The 19,917-nt window shown below is 56.5% G+C and carries 18 protein-coding genes; 13 read left to right on the plus strand and 5 right to left on the minus strand.

Going from position 1 to position 19,917, the window contains the following annotated elements; all coding sequences use genetic code 11:
- Both FQK12_RS10670 and FQK12_RS10675 read left to right on the plus strand, forming a co-directional pair.
- Window positions 1–345 (plus strand): sodium ion-translocating decarboxylase subunit beta (locus FQK12_RS10670; RefSeq protein ID WP_048260548.1); only part of this gene is annotated, 345 nt, incomplete at its 5' end.
- A 213-nt stretch (window positions 346–558) separates the two neighbouring features.
- Window positions 559–1,260, plus strand: coding sequence for a hypothetical protein (locus FQK12_RS10675; RefSeq protein WP_014227001.1), 702 nt, complete (start codon window positions 559–561; stop codon window positions 1,258–1,260).
- A gap of 27 nt (window positions 1,261–1,287) precedes the next feature.
- Here FQK12_RS10675 and degS read toward each other — a convergent pair whose 3' ends face one another.
- The 3 genes from degS to zapG all read right to left on the minus strand — a co-directional run bounded on the left by degS (window position 1,288) and on the right by zapG (window position 4,374).
- Window positions 1,288–2,349, minus strand: coding sequence for an outer membrane-stress sensor serine endopeptidase DegS (degS, locus tag FQK12_RS10680; protein WP_014227000.1), 1,062 nt, complete (start codon window positions 2,347–2,349; stop codon window positions 1,288–1,290).
- Between the two features lie 86 nt (window positions 2,350–2,435).
- Window positions 2,436–3,803 carry a serine endoprotease DegQ gene (gene degQ / locus FQK12_RS10685; RefSeq protein ID WP_014226999.1) on the minus strand — a complete coding sequence of 456 codons (1,368 nt, stop codon included), beginning with the start codon at window positions 3,801–3,803 and terminating at the stop codon, window positions 2,436–2,438.
- A 172-nt stretch (window positions 3,804–3,975) separates the two neighbouring features.
- Window positions 3,976–4,374 carry a Z-ring associated protein ZapG gene (gene zapG, locus FQK12_RS10690; protein ID WP_004854637.1) on the minus strand — a complete coding sequence of 133 codons (399 nt, stop codon included), beginning with the start codon at window positions 4,372–4,374 and terminating at the stop codon, window positions 3,976–3,978.
- Between the two features lie 190 nt (window positions 4,375–4,564).
- On the opposite strand from zapG, the gene zapE reads away from it, so the two are divergent.
- From zapE to nanQ, 11 genes are all read left to right on the plus strand, one after another.
- Complete coding sequence (zapE, locus tag FQK12_RS10695; protein WP_014226998.1) at window positions 4,565–5,698, plus strand: cell division protein ZapE; 1,134 nt, start codon at window positions 4,565–4,567, stop codon at window positions 5,696–5,698.
- Window positions 5,699–5,917: 219 nt separating this feature from the next.
- Window positions 5,918–6,346: a 50S ribosomal protein L13 gene (rplM, locus tag FQK12_RS10700; RefSeq protein ID WP_004106200.1), complete on the plus strand. Its 429-nt coding sequence runs from the start codon at window positions 5,918–5,920 to the stop codon at window positions 6,344–6,346.
- 15 nt (window positions 6,347–6,361) lie between these two features.
- Window positions 6,362–6,754 carry a 30S ribosomal protein S9 gene (rpsI, locus tag FQK12_RS10705; protein ID WP_000829815.1) on the plus strand — a complete coding sequence of 131 codons (393 nt, stop codon included), beginning with the start codon at window positions 6,362–6,364 and terminating at the stop codon, window positions 6,752–6,754.
- A gap of 311 nt (window positions 6,755–7,065) precedes the next feature.
- Window positions 7,066–7,704: a stringent starvation protein SspA gene (gene sspA, locus FQK12_RS10710; RefSeq protein ID WP_014226997.1), complete on the plus strand. Its 639-nt coding sequence runs from the start codon at window positions 7,066–7,068 to the stop codon at window positions 7,702–7,704.
- Window positions 7,705–7,707: 3 nt separating this feature from the next.
- Entirely contained in the window at window positions 7,708–8,196 is a 489-nt protein-coding gene (sspB, locus tag FQK12_RS10715) for a ClpXP protease specificity-enhancing factor (RefSeq protein WP_014226996.1), read from the plus strand.
- A gap of 93 nt (window positions 8,197–8,289) precedes the next feature.
- A complete protein-coding gene (nanR, locus tag FQK12_RS10720) occupies window positions 8,290–9,096 on the plus strand; it encodes a transcriptional regulator NanR (RefSeq protein ID WP_032693266.1) in 807 nt (268 codons plus the stop codon).
- A 119-nt stretch (window positions 9,097–9,215) separates the two neighbouring features.
- Window positions 9,216–10,109, plus strand: a complete 894-nt coding sequence (nanA, locus tag FQK12_RS10725; RefSeq protein WP_014226994.1) for an N-acetylneuraminate lyase — start codon at window positions 9,216–9,218, stop codon at window positions 10,107–10,109.
- 106 nt (window positions 10,110–10,215) lie between these two features.
- Window positions 10,216–11,703 carry an MFS transporter gene (locus FQK12_RS10730; protein WP_014226993.1) on the plus strand — a complete coding sequence of 496 codons (1,488 nt, stop codon included), beginning with the start codon at window positions 10,216–10,218 and terminating at the stop codon, window positions 11,701–11,703.
- Between the two features lie 49 nt (window positions 11,704–11,752).
- Window positions 11,753–12,442, plus strand: a complete 690-nt coding sequence (locus FQK12_RS10735) for an N-acetylmannosamine-6-phosphate 2-epimerase (RefSeq protein ID WP_014226992.1) — start codon at window positions 11,753–11,755, stop codon at window positions 12,440–12,442.
- On the plus strand, window positions 12,439–13,311 hold the full coding sequence (gene nanK / locus FQK12_RS10740) for an N-acetylmannosamine kinase (RefSeq protein WP_014226991.1): 873 nt from the start codon (window positions 12,439–12,441) through the stop codon (window positions 13,309–13,311). The genes FQK12_RS10735 and nanK overlap by 4 nt, the downstream gene beginning before the upstream one ends.
- Complete coding sequence (gene nanQ, locus FQK12_RS10745) at window positions 13,311–13,778, plus strand: N-acetylneuraminate anomerase (protein WP_014226990.1); 468 nt, start codon at window positions 13,311–13,313, stop codon at window positions 13,776–13,778. Before nanK ends, nanQ begins: the two co-directional genes overlap by 1 nt.
- Before the next feature lie 71 nt (window positions 13,779–13,849).
- Here nanQ and FQK12_RS10750 read toward each other — a convergent pair whose 3' ends face one another.
- On the minus strand, window positions 13,850–15,268 hold the full coding sequence (locus tag FQK12_RS10750) for a glutamate synthase small subunit (protein ID WP_014226989.1): 1,419 nt from the start codon (window positions 15,266–15,268) through the stop codon (window positions 13,850–13,852).
- Between the two features lie 9 nt (window positions 15,269–15,277).
- Window positions 15,278–19,738 carry a glutamate synthase large subunit gene (gltB, locus tag FQK12_RS10755; RefSeq protein ID WP_014226988.1) on the minus strand — a complete coding sequence of 1,487 codons (4,461 nt, stop codon included), beginning with the start codon at window positions 19,736–19,738 and terminating at the stop codon, window positions 15,278–15,280.
- Between the last annotated feature and the right edge of the window lie 179 nt (window positions 19,739–19,917).

The following is a 19,917-nucleotide window of genomic DNA, read 5'->3' on the forward strand; positions in this document are numbered from 1 at the left end:
TTCCTCGGGCTGTCGGTGGGGGCCAAGCTGGTGGCGGACAAGTTCCTGCAGCCGCAGACGCTGGGGATACTGGTGCTGGGGGTGATTGCGTTCTGCGTGGGGACGGCGGCGGGGGTGCTGATGGCGAAACTGCTGAACCTGTGCAGCCGGAACAAAATCAACCCGCTGATTGGCTCGGCCGGGGTGTCGGCGGTGCCGATGGCGGCCAGGGTGTCGAACAAAGTGGGTCTGGAGTCGGACGCGCAGAACTTCCTGCTGATGCACGCGATGGGCCCGAACGTGGCGGGGGTGATTGGCTCGGCGATTGCCGCCGGGGTGATGCTCAAGTACGTGCTGGCGATGTGAATCGTTACCTTTCCCGGAGGCGGCGCGCTGCGCCTGTCCGGGCTACCGGATCGCAGACGGCTGTAAACCTGTAGCCCGGGTAAGGCGTCAGCCGCGACCCGGGGATTATCCCGGAGGCGGCGCTTAACGCGCCTTGTCCGGGCTACCAGACTGCACGGACCCGTAGCCCGGTCAGCGCAGCGCCACCGGGAGATTTCCTATAAGGAGGCTTTGATGAATGAAACCATAACATTACGCCCCGAAAGCAGGGCATCGACAAAAGATGTCATTATCGATTACATGCTGGCATCAGTAGATGAAGTTGAACAACTGCAGCCCGCGCTTAACCTGTTAGCGCAACCATCAGTTGCCCGCGGAGGCCATGATTTTTTTGTCCATTGCTATGAGGCGGGTACGCAAAATAAAGCAGCTGAAACAGAACCGGCGCTACCTGATGTGGTATTTCGGGACTCCACGCCGTGGATGCAAAGAAGTGGGCTGCTGTGTGCCGCAGCGGGTCGCCTGAACGCCCTGGGCCAGCCGCTGACGCACAATCGTCTATGCGATCTGGCCGGTCAGTATTGCGCCAGCGTGGCGGATGCTGATGCCGAAACCCGCAGCGGTTTTTATACCGTACGCAGCATATCGCTGCCGGTTTACCGGCGGCTGCTGCGGGATAAGCATCCTTCTGGCATCTGTCTGCAGCAGGCGCTGCTGCACCTGCTGGCCTGGAAGAGCGATTCCCCCTGGGCCCGGCAGCAGGCTCAACGGTTGCTCTGGCAGGGCGGCGTTCTGGGGGATAAAGGCGAGTTTGCGCTCATGACGCTGGATGACGAGCTGCGGGAGCGCCAGTTTGCGTGGCCTGACCTGCGGTCGCTGCTGGCCATAACCGGGTTTCTGGCGACATTCCCGGCCGGGCCGCTATTTGCTGATTGAAAGGTGCTCCCCCGGCGGGGGAGCCTGTTAATTGGTTGCCGGATATTCCTGTACGGCGATATGCAGCGTGATTTTTTTATCGTCGCGCATAATCACCACCGGAATTTCCGAACCCGGACGAATCTCTGCGACCTGATCCATGGTTTCGAGGGCGGAAACGGCGGGCTTGTCGTTAACGGAAATAATCACGTCGTTGGCGCGGATACCCGCCTGGGCGGCCGGGCCTTCCGGCGCAACATCATTCACCACAATCCCCTGCAGCTGATCGATACCGCCGCCGCCCTGCGCATGCATCGGCGCAATTTCGCGGCCGCTGATCCCTATATAGCCGCGAATTACGCGGCCATCGCGGATCAGCTTATCCATAATCTTGGTTGCCAGCTGGAAGGGGATCGCAAAGCCGATGCCCTCCGGCGTTTCGCCGTCGTTGCTTTTATCAAATGACAGGGTGTTGATACCCATAAGCTCGCCCAGCGAGTTCACCAGCGCGCCGCCTGAGTTACCGTGGTTGATCGACGCGTCGGTCTGCAGGAAGTTCTGGCGCCCGGTGGGGTTCAGGCCGATACGGCCGGTGGCGCTGATAATACCCTGGGTAATTGTTTGCCCGAGGTTGTACGGGTTGCCAATCGCCAGCACGACATCACCGATATGCGGCACGCGTTTCGGATTAATCGGAATGACCGGCAGACCGCCGCTGGCGTTGATTTTTAATACCGCCAGATCGGTGAGAGTATCGGATCCGACCAGCAGCGCTTCAAAGACCCGGCCATCCTGCAGGGCAACAATAATCTGGTCGGCATCGTTGATAACGTGCTTATTGGTCAGGATATAGCCGCGCTGGTCCATGATCACGCCGGAACCGAGCGTTAGCTGGTTATGGCTGGTGCTGTTAAGGGCGCGGTTATAGACGTTCACGACCGCTGGGGCGGCGCGGCGAACGGCGGAATTATAGCTGGCGGGGAATTCATCCGCGCTATCGTACTGCGTGGTCGGCGAAAGCTGCCACTGGCGCAGCGAAGGCATAACGGCCAGCAGCAGGCCGCCGACAATCAAACCGATAAGTATCGAACGTAAAAACTTTCCAGGCATGATGCAGATATCGTTGATGGATAGACAGGCGCAGCATAACACGTCTTGTCCGGACATCGCACTGCACGCGATGCCCGGAAGGCGAGTTAACGCAGTAGCAGATAGATGCTTTCGCTGCCGCGAATGACGTTCAGCGCAATCACCGTCGGTTTGCTTTCGAGCACTTTGCGCAGTTCGGCAATGGAGCGCACGCGCTCGCGGTTGAGGCCAATAATGATATCGTCTTTATGCAGGCCCGCCTGCGCGGCCGGGCTGCCTTTATCGACATTATCAATGACGATGCCTTTGGTTCCGTCTTTCATCTGACCGTCGCTTAACGATGCGCCCTGCAGGGCCGGTGCGATAAGCTCGGCGCTGGCGGAAGAAGAGGTGCTCTTGTCCAGAGTGACTTCCACTTCAACGGGTTTTCCTTCGCGCAAGAGTCCTAGCTTCACTTTGGTGCCCGGCTCGGTCGTGGCGATGCGTGAACGCAGTTCGGCGAAGCTGTTGAGCGGTTTACCGTTGAGGCTAACGATAACGTCGCCAGATTTAATTCCCGCTTTGGCCGATCCGGAGTTTGGCAGGACCTCGCTGACGAACGCGCCGCGCTGGACGTCAAGGTTCATCGCTTTGGCGATATCCGCGCTCATTTCCATACCTTTAATACCCAGCAGGCCGCGTTTGATTTCACCAAACTGAATAAGCTGCTGGGAGAGGATTTTCGCCATATTGCTGGGGATCGCGAAGCCAATGCCGACGCTGCCGCCGCCCGGGGCCAGAATAGCGGTATTGATACCAATCAGCTCGCCGTTGAGGTTCAGCAGCGCGCCGCCGGAGTTGCCTCGGTTGATTGAGGCATCAGTCTGGATAAAGTTCTCCAGTCCCTCAAGGTTCAGGCCGCTGCGGCCAAGGGCTGAAATAATCCCTGAAGTGGCGGTCTGGCCCAGGCCAAACGGGTTACCGACGGCGACGGCGAAATCGCCCACCCGCAGTTTATCGGAGTCGGCGATCGCGATTTGCGTCAGGTTGCTGGGTTTTTGCAACTGCAGCAGGGCGATATCGCTCTGCTCGTCGCTGCCGACCAGTTTGGCATCGAACTCACGCCCGTCGTTGAGCTGGACGCTGATTTTCTGGGCCTGATTAATGACGTGATTATTGGTCAGCACGTAGCCTTTTGCGGCGTCAATAATGACCCCTGAGCCCAGGCCTTCAAAAGGCTGCGCCTGCTCTTGCGGCGCGTTGTCGCCAAAGTACTTCTTCAGCTCTTCCGGCATATTTTGCGCGGGTGACGCGGTACCCTCAACCTGTACGCTCACCACCGCCGGCAACACTTTCTCCAGCATCGGCGCGAGGCTTGGCAACGCGCCCTGACCGGGAACCTGTGTCGGTAAAGACGCTGCTGCCGGAGGTAAGGCGGACAACGACAACCCAATGCTTAACGCTAACGCACTCAACAGCAAAGTCGGTTTATTCATTAGTTGCTGGCTCTCGTAACCTATGGTGTATGGGAAACGTCCCGAATGGCCCGATGTTATTGAATTTTCGACCCGGTAACAACGTGGGCAATCGTTAAATTGTAGCTGGGATGGAAGGTGGAAACGGGCGCAGAGGGTGCGCCCGGAAAATATTTTTACTGTCGTTGCCGGTTTAGTCGCGCTTTACGCCGCCGCGCAGCAGACCGGATGCGCCTTCAGAGTAGTCGCGAGGCATCTGGACCGGGGCCTGATCGTTGCCCGCTTCGGATTCTTCCAGACGATTGCGGAACGGGTTGGCGTCCGCCATGCTGTCCGGCAGCAGGTTGTTGGAGCTTTTCGCCATATGCTGATACAGCTGGCGGTAATCATGCGCCATGTTATCCAGCAGCTCTGCGCTCCGGGCAAAATGGCTCACCAGCTCTTCGCGGTACTCTTCCAGCTCTGCTTTATTCTTTTCCAGTTCGAACTGCAGCGCCTGCTGTTGGCGTAATTTGCGATTGCCAAAACGCATCGCGACGGCGCCGATAATGATGCCGACAACTAGCCCAATTAGCGCGTATTCCCAGGTCATGAACATCTCCCGTTGTTTTGTGGTTCCGTAGGGTGGCTGTGAGGCTCTCCGCCTGCGCCCGATAGTGCCACTATAACCGCTAATTCCACAGAAGTGGAATCCTGGCGTATCATCACGTAGTGTAGAGCGGCCTTTTTTTCGTCAATCGTGAGCTACGGCATTACGGTTTTCAAGGAATAACAATTAGATCATGCAAAGCCTGTCCCCAACATCGCGTTACCTTTCCTCTCTCAAGGAGGGGAGCCATCAACCTGACGACGTCCAGCGAGAAGCGGTCAGCCGCCTCGATACGATTTATCAAGAACTGCAGAATAAACCTTCGGTCGCGCCGCAAACCGGCGGCGGTCTGCGGGCCAAATTCGGCAAACTGCTGGGCAAGCGCGAACCCGTTGCCGAAGCGGCTGCCGTTCGCGGCCTCTATATGTGGGGCGGCGTCGGCAGAGGAAAAACCTGGTTGATGGATCTGTTCTATCAAAGTTTGCCGGGAGAACGTAAACAACGTCTGCACTTTCATCGCTTTATGCTGCGGGTTCATGAAGAGCTAACGACGCTGCAGGGGCACAGCGATCCGCTGGAAATCGTCGCGGATCGCTTTAAAGCTGAAACCGATGTGCTCTGCTTCGATGAGTTTTTCGTTTCTGATATTACCGATGCAATACTGCTGGGCGGCCTGATGAAAGCGCTATTTGCCCGCGGCATAACCCTGGTGGCGACGTCGAATATTCCGCCTGACGAGCTGTACCGCAACGGCCTTCAGCGCGCTCGTTTCCTGCCCGCCATCGACGCCATTAAACAGCATTGCGATGTGATGAATGTCGACGCCGGTATTGATTACCGCCTGCGCACGCTAACCCAGGCGCATTTGTGGCTGTCGCCGCTGAACGCTGAGACGCAGCAGCAGATGGATAAACTGTGGCTGGCGCTGGCGGGGGCGAAGCGCGAGCAGATGCCAACGCTGGAGATCAACCATCGCCCGCTGCCGACGCTGGGCGTTGAGAACCAGACGCTGGCGGCTTCCTTCGCCACGCTGTGCGTGGATGCGCGTAGCCAGCACGACTATATTGCGCTCTCGCGTCTGTTTCATACCGTGATGCTCTTTGATGTGCCGGTGATGACCGGGCTGATGGAGAGCGAGGCGCGGCGCTTTATCGCCCTGGTCGATGAGTTCTATGAGCGCCACGTCAAGCTGGTGGTCAGCGCGGCGGTGCCGCTGTATGAGATCTATCAGGGCGAGAGATTAAAGTTCGAGTTCCAGCGCTGTTTATCGCGCCTGCAGGAGATGCAGAGCGAGGAGTATCTGAAGCGGGAACACCTGGCGGGGTAAAACCGGGGACAAATCACATAAAGGGGTCGATCTTTGACCCCGACTTCTCTATAATCTTGCGACCCCACGTTACGAGAAGGTTTTTTTCCCAAAACTTTCTATGTGCCGGCATAGGCTATTCGAAGGGGTAGGTTTGCTGGACAATGTCGTGTGAACCTCAACTGACTAAACGTTTGGGTGTTCACCAACGTGTAACTTATTTATTTGGGTAAGCTTTTAATGAAAACTTTTACAGCTAAACCAGAAACCGTAAAACGCGACTGGTATGTTGTTGACGCGACCGGTAAAACTCTGGGCCGTCTGGCTTCCGAACTGGCTCTGCGCCTGCGCGGCAAGCATAAAGCGGAATACACTCCGCACGTTGATACCGGTGATTACATCATCGTTCTGAACGCAGAAAAAGTTGCTGTAACCGGCAACAAGCGCGAAGACAAAATGTACTACCACCACACCGGCCACATCGGTGGTATCAAAGAAGCGACCTTTGAAGAGATGATTGCCCGCCGTCCTGAGCGTGTGATTGAAATCGCGGTTAAAGGCATGCTGCCAAAAGGCCCGCTGGGTCGTGCTATGTACCGTAAGCTGAAAGTTTACGCGGGTAACGAGCACAACCACGCGGCACAGCAACCGCAAGTTCTTGACATCTAATCGGGATTATAGGCAATGGCTGAAAATCAATACTACGGCACCGGTCGCCGCAAAAGTTCCGCAGCTCGCGTTTTCATCAAACCGGGCAACGGTAAAATCGTTATCAACCAGCGTTCTCTGGAACAGTACTTCGGTCGTGAAACTGCCCGCATGGTAGTTCGTCAGCCGCTGGAACTGGTCGACATGGTTGAGAAATTAGATCTATACATCACCGTTAAAGGTGGTGGTATCTCTGGTCAGGCTGGTGCGATCCGTCACGGTATCACCCGCGCTCTGATGGAGTACGATGAGTCCCTGCGTGGCGAACTGCGTAAAGCTGGCTTCGTTACTCGTGATGCTCGTCAGGTTGAACGTAAGAAAGTCGGCCTGCGTAAAGCACGTCGTCGTCCGCAGTTCTCCAAACGTTAATTGTTTTCTGCTCACGCAGAACAATTTACGAAAAAACCCGCTTCGGCGGGTTTTTTTATGGATAAATTTGCCATTTTCCCTCTACAAACGCCCCATTATTACCACTTTTTCAGCATTTCCAGAATCCCCTCACCACAACGTCTTCAAAATCTGGTAAACTATCATCCAATTTTCTGCCCAAATGCAGGTGATTGTTCATTTTTTGTTTGGATGACGAACGAAATGAAGTCACGCAAATGGGGTTTTTACATCTGGCTGGCCATGCGTGGTCGGCAGCAGTACAAAAATTCTGAATATACCTGGAGGTTTTCATGGCTGTCGCTGCCAACAAACGTTCGGTAATGACGCTGTTTTCTGGTCCTACTGACATCTATAGCCATCAGGTCCGCATCGTGCTGGCCGAAAAAGGTGTTAGTTTTGAGATAGAGCACGTGGAGAAGGACAACCCGCCTCAGGATCTGATTGACCTCAACCCGAATCAAAGCGTACCGACGCTTGTGGATCGTGAGCTCACTCTGTGGGAATCTCGCATCATTATGGAATACCTGGATGAGCGTTTCCCACATCCGCCGCTAATGCCGGTTTACCCGGTGGCGCGTGGGGAAAGCCGTCTGTACATGCACCGTATCGAAAAGGACTGGTATTCGTTGATGAATACCATTCAGACCGGTACCGCTGCGCAGGCTGATACTGCGCGTAAGCAGCTGCGTGAAGAACTGCAGGCGATTGCGCCAGTATTCACCCAGAAGCCCTACTTCCTGAGCGATGAGTTCAGCCTGGTAGACTGCTATCTGGCACCGCTGCTGTGGCGTCTGCCGGTTCTCGGCGTAGAGCTGGTCGGTGCTGGCGCGAAAGAGCTTAAAGGCTATATGACTCGCGTGTTTGAGCGCGACTCTTTCCTCGCTTCTTTAACTGAAGCCGAACGTGAAATGCGTCTCGGTCGGGGCTAAATGATGGATGTATCACAGCTGACGCCGCGTCGCCCGTACCTGTTACGAGCGTTCTATGAGTGGCTGCTGGATAACCAGCTGACTCCGCATCTGGTCGTTGACGTCACTCTGCCGGGCGTAATGGTCCCGATGGAGTACGCTCGCGATGGGCAAATTGTTCTCAATATTGCCCCACGTGCTGTCGGTAACCTCGAACTGGCCAACGACGAAGTGCGTTTTAACGCGCGCTTTGGCGGCGTGCCGCGCAATGTCTCCGTGCCGATGGCGGCCGTGCTGGCGGTTTACGCGCGCGAGAATGGTGCGGGAACCATGTTCGAACCAGAAGCGGCTTATGATGAAGATGTCACTAGCCTGAACGATGACGAAGAGCTGCCTGACAGCGAAACGGTCATGTCGGTGATCGATGGCGATAAGCCGGATAATCACGACGACGATCCCGACGATACGCCACCGCCTCGCGGCGGGCGTCCGGCGCTGCGCGTCGTTAAATAATGTTTATCAGGCCCTTCGGGGCCTGTTTTATGATCTCAGCAAAATTCCTGTGTTAAAATGGAGCAGCCGTCACGTGCTGTCACAAATCACACAATGGTCCCTATGAGCGCATTTGATCCACAAGCCGAAGATACCCCATCCTCCATTGGCAACACTCTGGGCCGCCGTCCTCTGGCGCGCAAAAAGCTGTCTGAAATGGTGGAAGAAGAGCTTGAGCAGATGATTCGGCGCCGGGAGTTTGCGGAAGGAGAGCAGCTACCGTCGGAACGTGAGCTCATGACGTTTTTTAACGTGGGACGTCCATCGGTTCGTGAAGCGCTGGCGGCGCTGAAACGCAAGGGGCTGGTGCAGATTAATAACGGCGAGCGCGCCCGCGTGTCGCGGCCTTCTGCAGATACCATCATTGGTGAGCTCTCCGGCATGGCGAAAGATTTTTTATCGCACCCGGGCGGAATAGCGCACTTTGAACAGCTGCGCCTGTTTTTTGAGTCGAGTCTGGTGCGCTATGCCGCAGAGCATGCCAGCGAAAAGCAGCTTGAAAAACTCGCTCAGGCGCTAAAAATTAACAGCCAGTCGCTTGATGACAATGCCCTGTTTATCCGTTCTGACGTTGAATTTCACCGGGTGCTGGCGGAAATCCCCGGTAATCCAATCTTTATGGCTATTCATGTGGCACTGCTGGACTGGCTAATCGCGGCCCGGCCTAAGGTGCCAGAACGTGAGCTGCACGAACATAACAGCGTGAGCTATCAACAGCATATCGCTATTGTTGACGCCATTCGTCGTCGCGATCCTGATGAAGCCGATCGCGCCCTACAGACCCATCTCAACAGCGTATCCGCTACCTGGCACGCCTTCGGTCAGAAAGCTCAGCCCCGCAAACGATCCCCTCGCTCATGACGAGCGTTTAGTGAAGCAGATCGCATTATAAGCGATCTCTGTTACTATGCTTATTAAATGATCTGGTATAACAGGTATAAAGGTACATAGTTAATCGTAAAAGTTCAGATGAGGTCGTTATGGCAGTTAATTTACGTGGGGTTATGGCGGCGTTGCTTACGCCATTCGATAGTCAACAAAAACTGGATAAAAACAGCCTGCGTCGGCTGGTTCGTTTTAATCTGAGCCAGGGAGTTGATGGGCTATATGTGGGAGGCTCGACCGGTGAAGCCTTTGTTCAGAGCGGCTCAGAGCGCCAGGAAGTGCTGGAGATCGTGGCGGAGGAGGCGAAAGGTAAAATGGCTCTCATTGCCCACGTCGGCTGTGTGAGTACCCTCGAAAGCCAGCAGCTGGCTCGGGCTGCTGCAGGCTATGGCTTCGATGCCGTATCCGCCGTAACACCGTTTTATTATCCGTTTAGTTTTGAAGAACACTGTGCGCATTATCGGGCCATTATTGAGTCTGCTAATGGTTTACCGATGGTGGTGTACAACATTCCGGCGCTCAGCGGCGTTAAGCTGACTCTCGAACAAATTAATACGTTAGTGACTTTGCCTGGCGTTGGTGCGTTAAAGCAGACTTCGGGAGATCTGTTCCAGATGGAGCAGATCCGTCGAGCGCATCCGGATCTGGTGCTGTACAACGGTTACGATGAGATATTTGCCTCTGGCCTGTTGGCGGGCGCCGATGGCGGAATTGGTAGTACTTACAACATTATGGCCTGGCGTTACCAGGGCATTGTACAGGCGTTGAAAGAGGGTGATGTTAGCAAAGCGCAGCAGTTGCAAAGCGGATGTAACAAGGCAATCGATCTGCTGATTAAAACCGGCGTATTCCGTGGATTGAAGAGTGTGCTGCACTATATGGATGTTATTGCTGAGCCGCTGTGCCGTAAGCCTTTTGGTCCGGTAGATGAAAATTATCTGCCGGAGCTGAAAGCGCTGGCGCAGCAGCTAATGCAGGAACGCGGCTGAACGGTGGTCGGGTGGCGAAAACGCTATCCGCTCAGCGATTTACCTTTTCCTGACCGGGTAAGCGAAGCGCTCCCGGAATGACAACGAAAATCGTCGGGAGAGTAAAATGAGTGCAACGACCCAGAACATCCCGTGGTACCGCCATCTCAGTCGTCCTCAGTGGCGTGCGTTCTCTGCTGCCTGGCTCGGATATTTGCTTGATGGTTTTGATTTTGTATTAATCGCCCTGGTACTTACCGAAGTTCAGGGGGATTTCGGCCTGACAACCGTTCAGGCTGCCAGCCTCATCTCAGCGGCTTTCATCTCTCGCTGGTTCGGCGGCCTGATGCTCGGCGCGATGGGAGATCGTTATGGTCGACGCCTGGCTATGGTCAGCAGCATTATACTTTTTTCCCTTGGTACTCTGGCCTGCGGTTTTGCGCCTGGCTATACCACCATGTTTATTGCTCGTCTGGTTATCGGTATGGGCATGGCGGGAGAGTATGGTTCCAGCGCCACTTATGTGATTGAGAGCTGGCCCCGACATTTACGTAATAAGGCTAGCGGTTTTCTCATCTCTGGGTTCTCTGTAGGCGCTGTGATTGCTGCTCAGGTTTACAGTCTGGTGGTACCCGTTTGGGGTTGGCGAGCGCTGTTTTTTATCGGCATCGTACCTATCGTATTTGCTCTCTGGCTGCGGAAAAACATTCCGGAAGCTGAAGACTGGAAAGAGAAGCATGAGGGCAAAGCGCCAGTACAGACCATGGTCGATATCCTTTATCGGGGCAAACATCGGGTTATTAATATTCTAATGACCATAGTGGCAGCGGTTGCGCTATGGTTCTGCTTTGCGGGCAACCTGCAAAACGCCGGTATCGTGCTACTGCTGGGCGTGATGTGTGCCGTGATATTTATCAGCTTTATGGTGCAGAGCAGCGGCAAGCGCTGGCCTACGGGCGTGATGCTGATGGTCGTGGTACTTTTCGCCTTCCTTTATTCATGGCCTATCCAGGCACTGCTGCCGACTTATCTGAAAACAGAGCTGGCCTATGACCCCGCGACTGTGGCGAAGATTCTGTTTTTCAGCGGCTTTGGTGCGGCGGTCGGCTGCTGCGTGGGCGGGTTTCTCGGTGACTGGCTGGGAACGCGTAAGGCCTACGTTTGTAGTCTGCTGGCTTCACAGCTGTTGATTATTCCGGTCTTTGCTATCGGCGGCACAAACATATGGGTCCTTGGGCTGCTACTGTTTTTCCAGCAGATGTTAGGGCAGGGGATCTCCGGGATCTTACCGAAACTGATAGGGGGTTATTTCGACACCGATCAGCGTGCGGCCGGTCTTGGTTTTACCTACAACGTGGGGGCGCTGGGCGGCGCGATCGCGCCAGTGCTCGGCGCCCTGATCGCCCAGCGTCTCGATCTGGGCACCGCGCTGGGTTCACTCTCTTTTGGCCTGACGTTCGTCGTGATCCTGTTGATTGGTCTGGATATGCCGTCCCGCGTACAGCGCTGGATCCGTCCGGAAGCGATACGAACTCATGATGCAATCGATGGTAAACCACTGAGCGGTGCGGCGCCTTTTAGCGGTGACAAAAGCGGATTAGTTAAGACCAGATAGCGACAGACCGGCGGTGGTGCCGGGCGAACAAATTTATCAGGGAGCGAGTATGTCTTTGCTTAAAGAACTGGATTTACGCATTAGCGCAAACGGCGGTCTTATTGTTTCCTGCCAGCCGGTACCCGGTAGCCCATTGGATAAGCCGGAGATCGTGGCTGCGATGGCGCTGGCGGCGGAGCAGGCCGGCGCAGTCGCGTTGCGCATTGAAGGTGTAGAGAACCTACGCGCGACCCGGTCGCGGGTGAGGGGGCCTGTTATCGGCATTATTAAACGTGATTTAGATGATTCACCGGTACGCATCACGCCATATCTGGAAGATATTGATGCGTTGGTGCAGGCCGGCGCCGATATTATCGCCGTTGATGGAACCGAGCGTGAGCGTCCTGTGCCCGTGTCAATGCTAGTGGCGCGTATTCATCAGCACAATCGGGTAGCGATGGCCGACTGTTCTTCTCTGAAGGATGGCCTGGCCTGTCACTCTCTCGGCGTGGAAATCATAGGCACTACGTTATCGGGCTATACCACGGCATATACGCCGGATGAGCCAGACCTGGAACTGGTAAAAGCGCTGACGGAAACCGGCTGCCGGGTAAATGCAGAAGGGCGTTATAACACGCCAGCTCAGGCGGCTGAAGCTATGCGCCGAGGGGCGTGGGCGGTGACCGTCGGTTCAGCGATTACCCGTCTTGAACATATTTGCCAGTGGTATAACGCGGCGTTAAAAGAGGCTCAGCCATGACTACGCTGGCGATAGATATTGGCGGTACAAAGCTCGCTGCAGCGCTGGTGGCTGATGACATGCTGATCCGCGACCGCCGCGAACTTTCCACCCCTGCCAGCAAAACGCCGGATGCGCTACGCGCTGCATTAGCAATGCTGGTTGGGCCTTTATACAGTCGGGCGAAGCGCGTTGCGATAGCCTCGACGGGTATTATTCGTGACGGTCATCTGTTCGCAATTAATCCGCAGAATCTGGGTGGACTTATGCACTTTCCGCTGGTGCAGGCATTAGAGGAGCTAACGGACCTGCCGACGCTGGCGGTGAACGATGCGCAGGCGGCTGCCTGGGCTGAATACCGGGCTATTGCTGGTAAGGTCAGCGATATGGCGTTTATTACCGTCTCCACCGGGGTTGGCGGCGGCGTGGTGAGTAACGGAAGGTTGCTTACCGGTGCCGGCGGTTTGGCTGGGCATCTGGGCCACACGCTGGCCGACCCTGACGGACCGCTTTGCGGCTGCGGTCGGGTAGGCTGCGTGGAGGCGATTGCTTCCGGGCGAGGGATTTCGGCAGCCGCGCGGGGCGCGCTTGCCGGCTGTGATGCGAAAGCCATCTTTACCAGCGCGGCTCGCGGGGATGCGCAGGCCCTGGGGCTGCTTGAACGCTCTGCGCATGTCGTAGCGCGACTGATCGCCGATATAAAAGCAATAACCGACTGTCAGCATGTGGTGGTCGGCGGCAGCGTCGGCATGGCTGCTGGTTATCTGGAACGGATACGGAAGTACCTGGCCTGGGAACCATCGGTGTATCACGTAACGCTGAGTACGGCGCACTATCGACATGATGCCGGATTGCTGGGAGCGGCGTTGTTAGCCAGAGGAGATAAATGATGCTGATGGGAGATATCGGGACGCTGGCGGATACAGGGTTGCATCCGGTGCTGGCGGAAGCGTTAACGTTGGCATTAGCCGCCAGGCCGCAGGACAAGGCACCGGGCCGCTATGAACTGCGTAGCGAGAATCTCTTTATGAACGTTATGGCGTTTGTCCCCCTTCCTCCGAAAGGGAAAAAAGCGGAACTGCATCAACGATATATTGATATTCAGCTGCTGCTGACAGGTGAGGAGCGGATTTTTTATGGGACGATTGGCTCTGCGCGGCAATGCGACGAATGGCGCGCGGAGGATGATTATCAACTCTGCGCGGAGATAGCTCATGAGCAGTCTGTGACATTGAAGCCAGGGATGTTTTTGGTGTTTATGCCGGGTGAGCCACACAAGCCTGGATGCGTAATAACAGAGTCCGCAGAGATTAAAAAAGTGGTGATTAAAGTGCGCTCTGATTTGTTAAGCGCATAAATAAGCCCGATGGGATTACCATCGGGCTTAGCGTCATTTAGCCGGATAACGCTGCTATCCGGATTTTCGCATTACACTTCCAGGTAGTTCAGGATGCCGTCAGCTGCCTTACGGCCTTCGGCAATCGCCGTCACTACCAGATCGGAGCCGCGAACGATATCGCCACCGGCGAAGATTTTCGGGTTGCTGGTCTGGAAGGCGTTGTCGCTGCCTTCCGGCGCAATCACGCGGCCCTGAGAATCGAGCTCGACGCTGTGCTTCGCCAGCCATTCCATGCTGTGTGGGCGGAAACCAAACGCCATCACCACGGCATCGACGGGCACCACATGCTCAGAACCGGCCACGATTTCCGCGCGGCGGCGGCCTTTTGCATCCGGCTGGCCCATCTCCGTACGCGCCATCTTCACGCCGCAGACTTTACCGTTGGCATTCACTTCAATGCCCAGCGGTTGAACGTTGAACTGGAATTCCACGCCTTCTTCACGCGCGTTTTTCACTTCGCGCTTCGATCCCGGCATGTTCTCCTCATCACGGCGATAGGCGCAGATGACGTGGGCGGCGTTCTGGCGGATCGAGGTGCGCACGCAGTCCATTGCGGTGTCGCCACCGCCGAGAACCACGACGCGCTTGCCTTCCATGCTAACGTACGGTTCATCCGCCGTTTCACCAAAGCCCATGATCTGCTTGGTATTGGCGATGAGGAACGGCAGCGCATCAAAGACCCCGCTGGCGTCTTCGTTTTCCAGCCCGCCGCGCATAGACTGATAGGTTCCGACGCCGAGGAACACCGCGTCGTAATCTTTCAGCAGATCGTCGAGCTGTACATCGCGGCCCACTTCGATATTCAGTTTGAACTCGATGCCCATACCGGTAAAGATCTCGCGACGACGGGTCATCACCTCTTTTTCCAGCTTAAAGGCCGGAATACCAAAGGTCAGCAGGCCGCCGATTTCCGGATGGCGATCGAAGACCACCGCCTTCACGCCGTTACGGGTCAATACGTCGGCGCACGCCAGCCCCGCCGGGCCCGCGCCGATGATGGCGACGGTTTTACCGGTTTGTTTTACGCCGGTAAGGTCAGGACGCCATCCCATTTCGAACGCTTTATCGTTGATATAGCGCTCAATATTACCGATGGTTACCGCGCCGAACTCATCGTTCAGCGTGCAGGAACCTTCGCACAGGCGGTCCTGCGGGCAAACGCGCCCGCACACTTCCGGTAGGGTATTGGTCTGATGCGATAGCTCCGCCGCTTCAAAAATACGCCCTTCGTTGGCCAGCTTCAGCCAGTTCGGGATGTAGTTATGAACCGGGCACTTCCATTCGCAGTACGGGTTGCCGCAGGACAGACAGCGGTCTGCCTGCGCTTTAGCCTGGCCTTCTGAAAACGGCTCGTAAATTTCCACAAATTCAATTTTACGGATCTTCAGCGCTTTCTTTGGCGGATCAACTCGCTGTAAGTCGATAAATTGATAGACATTCTGACTCATCTTAACCCCTTACTGCGCCTGCACCCGCAGCTCAGCTGCGGAACGACTACGGTGACCCAACAGTGCTTTAACATCGCTGGACTTCGGTTTAACCAGCGCAAACTTCGCTGAGAAGGCCGGCCAGTTAGCCAGAATCTCTTCACCGCGCTGCGAACCGGTAAGCTGCACGTGCTCGGTAATTAAACCGCGCAGGTGCTCTTCATGGATGGCCAGAGAGTCAACGTCCAGCACTTCTACCAGCTCAGGGTTCACGCGTTTGCGGAAGTCGCCGTCTTCATCCAGAACGTAACCAAAGCCGCCGGTCATGCCTGCGCCAAAGTTGACGCCAGTTTTGCCCAGCACGCAGACGATACCGCCGGTCATGTATTCACAGCCATTGTCGCCAATGCCTTCGACGACGGTGATCGCACCGGAGTTACGTACCGCGAAACGCTCGCCTGCACGACCCGCAGCATACAGACGACCGCCGGTCGCACCGTACAGGCAGGTGTTGCCGATGATGCTGGCCTCATGGCTACGGAAGGCCGAGCCTACCGGAGGACGAATGGCGAGCAGGCCGCCGGCCATCCCTTTACCCACATAGTCGTTCGCGTCGCCGGTCAGATGCAGCTCAACGCCGCCGGCATTCCACACGCCGAAGCTCTGACCCGCGGTACCGCTAAAGTGGGCGATAATCGGATCGGCTGCCAGGCCCTGGTCACCGTGGGTCTGGGCGATATAGCCGGACAGCGATGCGCCAACGGAGCGGTCGGTGTTGCGGATATCGAACCAGAAAGTTTTGCTCTGCTTGCTGTCAACGTACGGTTTTGCCTGCTGCAGCAGCTGAGCATTGAGTACGCCATTGTCGAACGGCGGATTGTTCTCTGTGCAGTACAGCGCTTTGCCGGGATGCGGCTCCGCGGTTTCCAGCAGCTTGCTCAGATCCAGCTTCTGCTGTTTGGCGGTAAAACCGTCCAGCTCTTTCAGCAGGTCGGTACGGCCAATCAGATCCACCAGACGCTTCACGCCCAGTTGCGCCATCAGCTCGCGCGTTTCGCGGGCGATGAATTCAAAGTAGTTGGTGACCTTAAACGGCAGACCGTGATAGTGGTTCTTACGCAGTTTGTCATCCTGAGTCGCTACGCCGGTTGCGCAGTTGTTCAGGTGGCAAATACGCAGATATTTACAGCCCAGCGCGACCATCGGGCCGGTACCGAAGCCGAAGCTCTCAGCCCCGAGGATGGCCGCTTTGATGATATCAAGGCCGGTTTTCAGACCGCCGTCCACCTGCAGACGAATTTTGTGGCGCAGCCCGTTGGCAACCAGCGCCTGCTGGGTTTCCACCAGTCCCAGTTCCCACGGACAACCCGCATACTTCACGGAAGAGAGCGGGCTGGCGCCGGTGCCGCCGTCGTAGCCGGCAATGGTGATCAAATCCGCATAGGCTTTGGCTACGCCGGTGGCGATAGTCCCGACGCCCGGTTCAGAAACCAGCTTCACGGAGATCATCGCTTTCGGGTTAACCTGCTTCAGGTCGAAAATCAGCTGAGCCAGATCCTCGATAGAGTAAATATCGTGGTGCGGCGGCGGGGATATCAGCGTTACGCCGGGTACGGAATAGCGCAGCTTGGCGATATAGGGGGTGACTTTATCACCCGGCAGCTGGCCGCCTTCGCCGGGCTTCGCGCCCTGAGCGACTTTAATCTGAATAACGTCGGCGTTAACCAGGTAAGCCGGGGTCACGCCGAAGCGGCCGGAGGCGACCTGCTTGATGCGCGAGACTTTATTGGTACCGTAGCGCGCCGGGTCTTCACCGCCTTCGCCGGAGTTGGAGTTACCGCCGATGCTGTTCATTGCTTCCGCCAGCGCTTCGTGCGCTTCCGGGCTCAGCGCGCCGATAGACATCGCCGCGGTATCGAAGCGTTTGAACAACTCGCTCGCTGGTTCAACATCGTCCAGGCTCACGGTAGTTCCGTCCGGCGTTACGCACAGCAGATCGCGCAGCGTTGCCGCCGGGCGCTCGTTAACCAGCTTCGCGTACCGCTGGTAATCGCTGTATTCGCCGCTTTGTACGGCTTGTTGCAGCGTGCGCACCACGTCAGGGTTATAGGCGTGATATTCGCCACCGTGGACGTATTTCAGCAGGCCGCCCTGATCCAGCGGTTTACGCGCCAGCCAGGCACGTTTCGACAGGTTCAGCAGATCCTGCTGGAAATCCTCGAAGCCCGCGCCGCCGATACGGCTGACGACGCCCTGGAAGCACAGGTCGGAGACTTCGCGATGCAGACCGACCGCCTCAAACAGCTTCGAGCAGCGATAGGAGGCAATGGTCGAAATCCCCATCTTCGACATGATCTTATACAGACCTTTGTTGATGCCGTTACGATAGTTCAGCATCACCGCGCGGTACGCTTTGTCGATGGCTTTGTTATCCACCAGCTTCGCCAGGGTTTCATAGGCGAGATACGGGTAGATAGCCGTCGCGCCGAAGCCGAGCAGCACGGCAAAGTGGTGCGGATCGCGGGCGCTGGCGGTTTCGACAATAATGTTGGCATCGCAGCGCAGGCTCTTATCGACCAGTCGGGTCTGGATCGCGCCTACCGCCATCGGAGCCGGTACCGGCAGTCGGTTTTTGGCGATGTTGCGGTCAGAGAGCACCAGCAGAACGGTACCGCTGCGCACCATTTGTTCGGCTTTATCGCACAGCGCCTTCACGGTTTCAGCCAGCGTGGTTTCGGTGGCATCAAAAGTGATATCCAGGACGTCGGCGCGATAGTGCTCCTCTTCCATGGTGGTCAGCTGTTTAAAATCGGAGTACAGCAGAATCGGCGACTTGAAGCTCAGGCGGTGCGCCTGGCCTTCCGCTTCGCAGAAGACGTTCATTTCACGGCCGATGCTGGTGGCCAGCGACATGACGTGCGCTTCGCGCAGCGGGTCGATCGGCGGGTTGGTCACCTGCGCGAACTGCTGGCGGAAGTAATCGTAAATGATACGCGGCTGGCTGGAGAGCACTGCAAATGGGGTATCGTCGCCCATTGAGCCGACCGCTTCCTGGCCGTTTTCACCCAGTACGCGCAGGACGGAGTCCAGCTCTTCGGCGCTGTAGTTGAACTGTTTCTGGTAGCTGGCGAGGGTATCATCATCCAGCTGGCGGCTACCGACTTCTTCATCCGGCAGCTCTTCGAACGGCACCAGACGACGGACGTTTTTCGCCATCCACTCTTTATACGGGTGACGGCTTTTCAGATCGTTGTCGGTTTCCGCGGAGTGCAGAATACGCCCCTCGCGGGTATCGATAACCATCAGCTCGCCCGGGCCGACGCGGCCTTTTTCAACCACTTCATCCGGTTGGTAATCCCAGATACCGACTTCGGAGGCGCAGGTGATGAGCTTATCTTTCGTGATCACATAGCGCGCCGGACGCAGGCCGTTACGGTCGAGGTTACAGGCGGCGAAACGACCATCTGACATCACGATGCCCGCCGGGCCGTCCCACGGCTCCATATGCATGGAGTTAAAGTCAAAGAACGAACGCAGCTCAGGATCCATGTCCGGGTTGTTCTGCCAGGCTGGCGGAACCAGCAGGCGCATCGCGCGGATAATGTCCATCCCGCCCGCCAGCAGCAGCTCCAGCATGTTATCCATCGAGCTGGAGTCAGAGCCGGTTTCATTGACGAACGGCGCGGCGTCGTGGAGATCCGGGATCAGCGGCGTCTGGAACTTATAGGTACGGGCGCGGGCCCACTGGCGGTTACCGGTGATGGTGTTGATCTCGCCGTTGTGCGCCAGATAGCGGAACGGCTGCGCCAGCGGCCAGCGCGGCACGGTGTTGGTGGAAAAGCGCTGGTGGAACAGGCAGATTGCCGACTCCAGGCGCAGGTCCGCGAGGTCCAGGTAGAAGCGCGGCAGATCCGCCGGCATACACAGACCTTTATAAATGTTGACCAGGTTCGACAGGCTGCAAACGTAGAAATCTTTATCTTCCTGCAGACGCTTTTCGATACGGCGACGCGCGATGAATAAACGGCGTTCCATATCGCGCGGACGCCAGCCAGCCGGGGCGTTCACAAAGATTTGTTCAATACGAGGCAGCGAGGAGAGGGCGATTTCACCGAGAACGCCTTCATTGGTCGGCACATCGCGCCAGCCGACGATAGACAGCGTTTCGCGTTGAAGTTCTTCTTCGACGATGCGGCGCGCCGCTTTGGCCAGTTCAGGATCCTTATTAAGGAACAGCATCCCAACGGCATAATTTTTGGCTAAACGCCAGCCGCGCTCTTCCGCAACAATTCGGAAGAAACGATCGGGTTTTTGTAGCAGCAAGCCACAACCGTCGCCGGTTTTTCCATCGGCAAGAATCGCGCCGCGGTGCTGCATTCGGGCCAGTGCGTGTATAGCGGTTCGCACTACCTTGTGGCTAGGTTCGCCTTCTATGTGGGCGATCAGGCCGAAACCACAGTTATCCCTCTCAAGGGATTTATCGTACAACATATCAGTGAACCTCCCCAGGCTCTACGGGACACCCTCCGATACCGATTGCGCACGGGCACAGAAAGAGCATGGCGACGGGGTTTACACCTCGCATTCGCCCTCTTTAAATCCTTTTCGCATCGGTACACAAGTTTGAGGACTTGCTGTTAAGAGGGAATCTCAATTACTGCATAAATATG

Source organism: Klebsiella sp. ME-303, from assembly GCF_007910085.1.
GTDB lineage: Bacteria > Pseudomonadota > Gammaproteobacteria > Enterobacterales > Enterobacteriaceae > Klebsiella > Klebsiella michiganensis.

What these genes read in the sequence shown, in the direction of transcription:
- nanQ (WP_014226990.1), top strand. Translation starts at nt 13,311, where the DNA reads ATGCTGATGGGAGATATCGGGACGCTGGCGGATACAGGGTTGCATCCG.
- sspB (WP_014226996.1), top strand. Translation starts at nt 7,708, where the DNA reads ATGGATGTATCACAGCTGACGCCGCGTCGCCCGTACCTGTTACGAGCG.
- degQ (WP_014226999.1), bottom strand. Translation starts at nt 3,803, where the DNA reads ATGAATAAACCGACTTTGCTGTTGAGTGCGTTAGCGTTAAGCATTGGG.
- gltB (WP_014226988.1), bottom strand. Translation starts at nt 19,738, where the DNA reads ATGTTGTACGATAAATCCCTTGAGAGGGATAACTGTGGTTTCGGCCTG.
- zapE (WP_014226998.1), top strand. Translation starts at nt 4,565, where the DNA reads ATGCAAAGCCTGTCCCCAACATCGCGTTACCTTTCCTCTCTCAAGGAG.
- zapG (WP_004854637.1), bottom strand. Translation starts at nt 4,374, where the DNA reads ATGACCTGGGAATACGCGCTAATTGGGCTAGTTGTCGGCATCATTATC.
- nanK (WP_014226991.1), top strand. Translation starts at nt 12,439, where the DNA reads ATGACTACGCTGGCGATAGATATTGGCGGTACAAAGCTCGCTGCAGCG.
- FQK12_RS10730 (WP_014226993.1), top strand. Translation starts at nt 10,216, where the DNA reads ATGAGTGCAACGACCCAGAACATCCCGTGGTACCGCCATCTCAGTCGT.
- sspA (WP_014226997.1), top strand. Translation starts at nt 7,066, where the DNA reads ATGGCTGTCGCTGCCAACAAACGTTCGGTAATGACGCTGTTTTCTGGT.
- rpsI (WP_000829815.1), top strand. Translation starts at nt 6,362, where the DNA reads ATGGCTGAAAATCAATACTACGGCACCGGTCGCCGCAAAAGTTCCGCA.
- nanA (WP_014226994.1), top strand. Translation starts at nt 9,216, where the DNA reads ATGGCAGTTAATTTACGTGGGGTTATGGCGGCGTTGCTTACGCCATTC.
- rplM (WP_004106200.1), top strand. Translation starts at nt 5,918, where the DNA reads ATGAAAACTTTTACAGCTAAACCAGAAACCGTAAAACGCGACTGGTAT.
- nanR (WP_032693266.1), top strand. Translation starts at nt 8,290, where the DNA reads ATGGTCCCTATGAGCGCATTTGATCCACAAGCCGAAGATACCCCATCC.
- FQK12_RS10735 (WP_014226992.1), top strand. Translation starts at nt 11,753, where the DNA reads ATGTCTTTGCTTAAAGAACTGGATTTACGCATTAGCGCAAACGGCGGT.
- degS (WP_014227000.1), bottom strand. Translation starts at nt 2,349, where the DNA reads ATGCCTGGAAAGTTTTTACGTTCGATACTTATCGGTTTGATTGTCGGC.
- FQK12_RS10675 (WP_014227001.1), top strand. Translation starts at nt 559, where the DNA reads ATGAATGAAACCATAACATTACGCCCCGAAAGCAGGGCATCGACAAAA.
- FQK12_RS10750 (WP_014226989.1), bottom strand. Translation starts at nt 15,268, where the DNA reads ATGAGTCAGAATGTCTATCAATTTATCGACTTACAGCGAGTTGATCCG.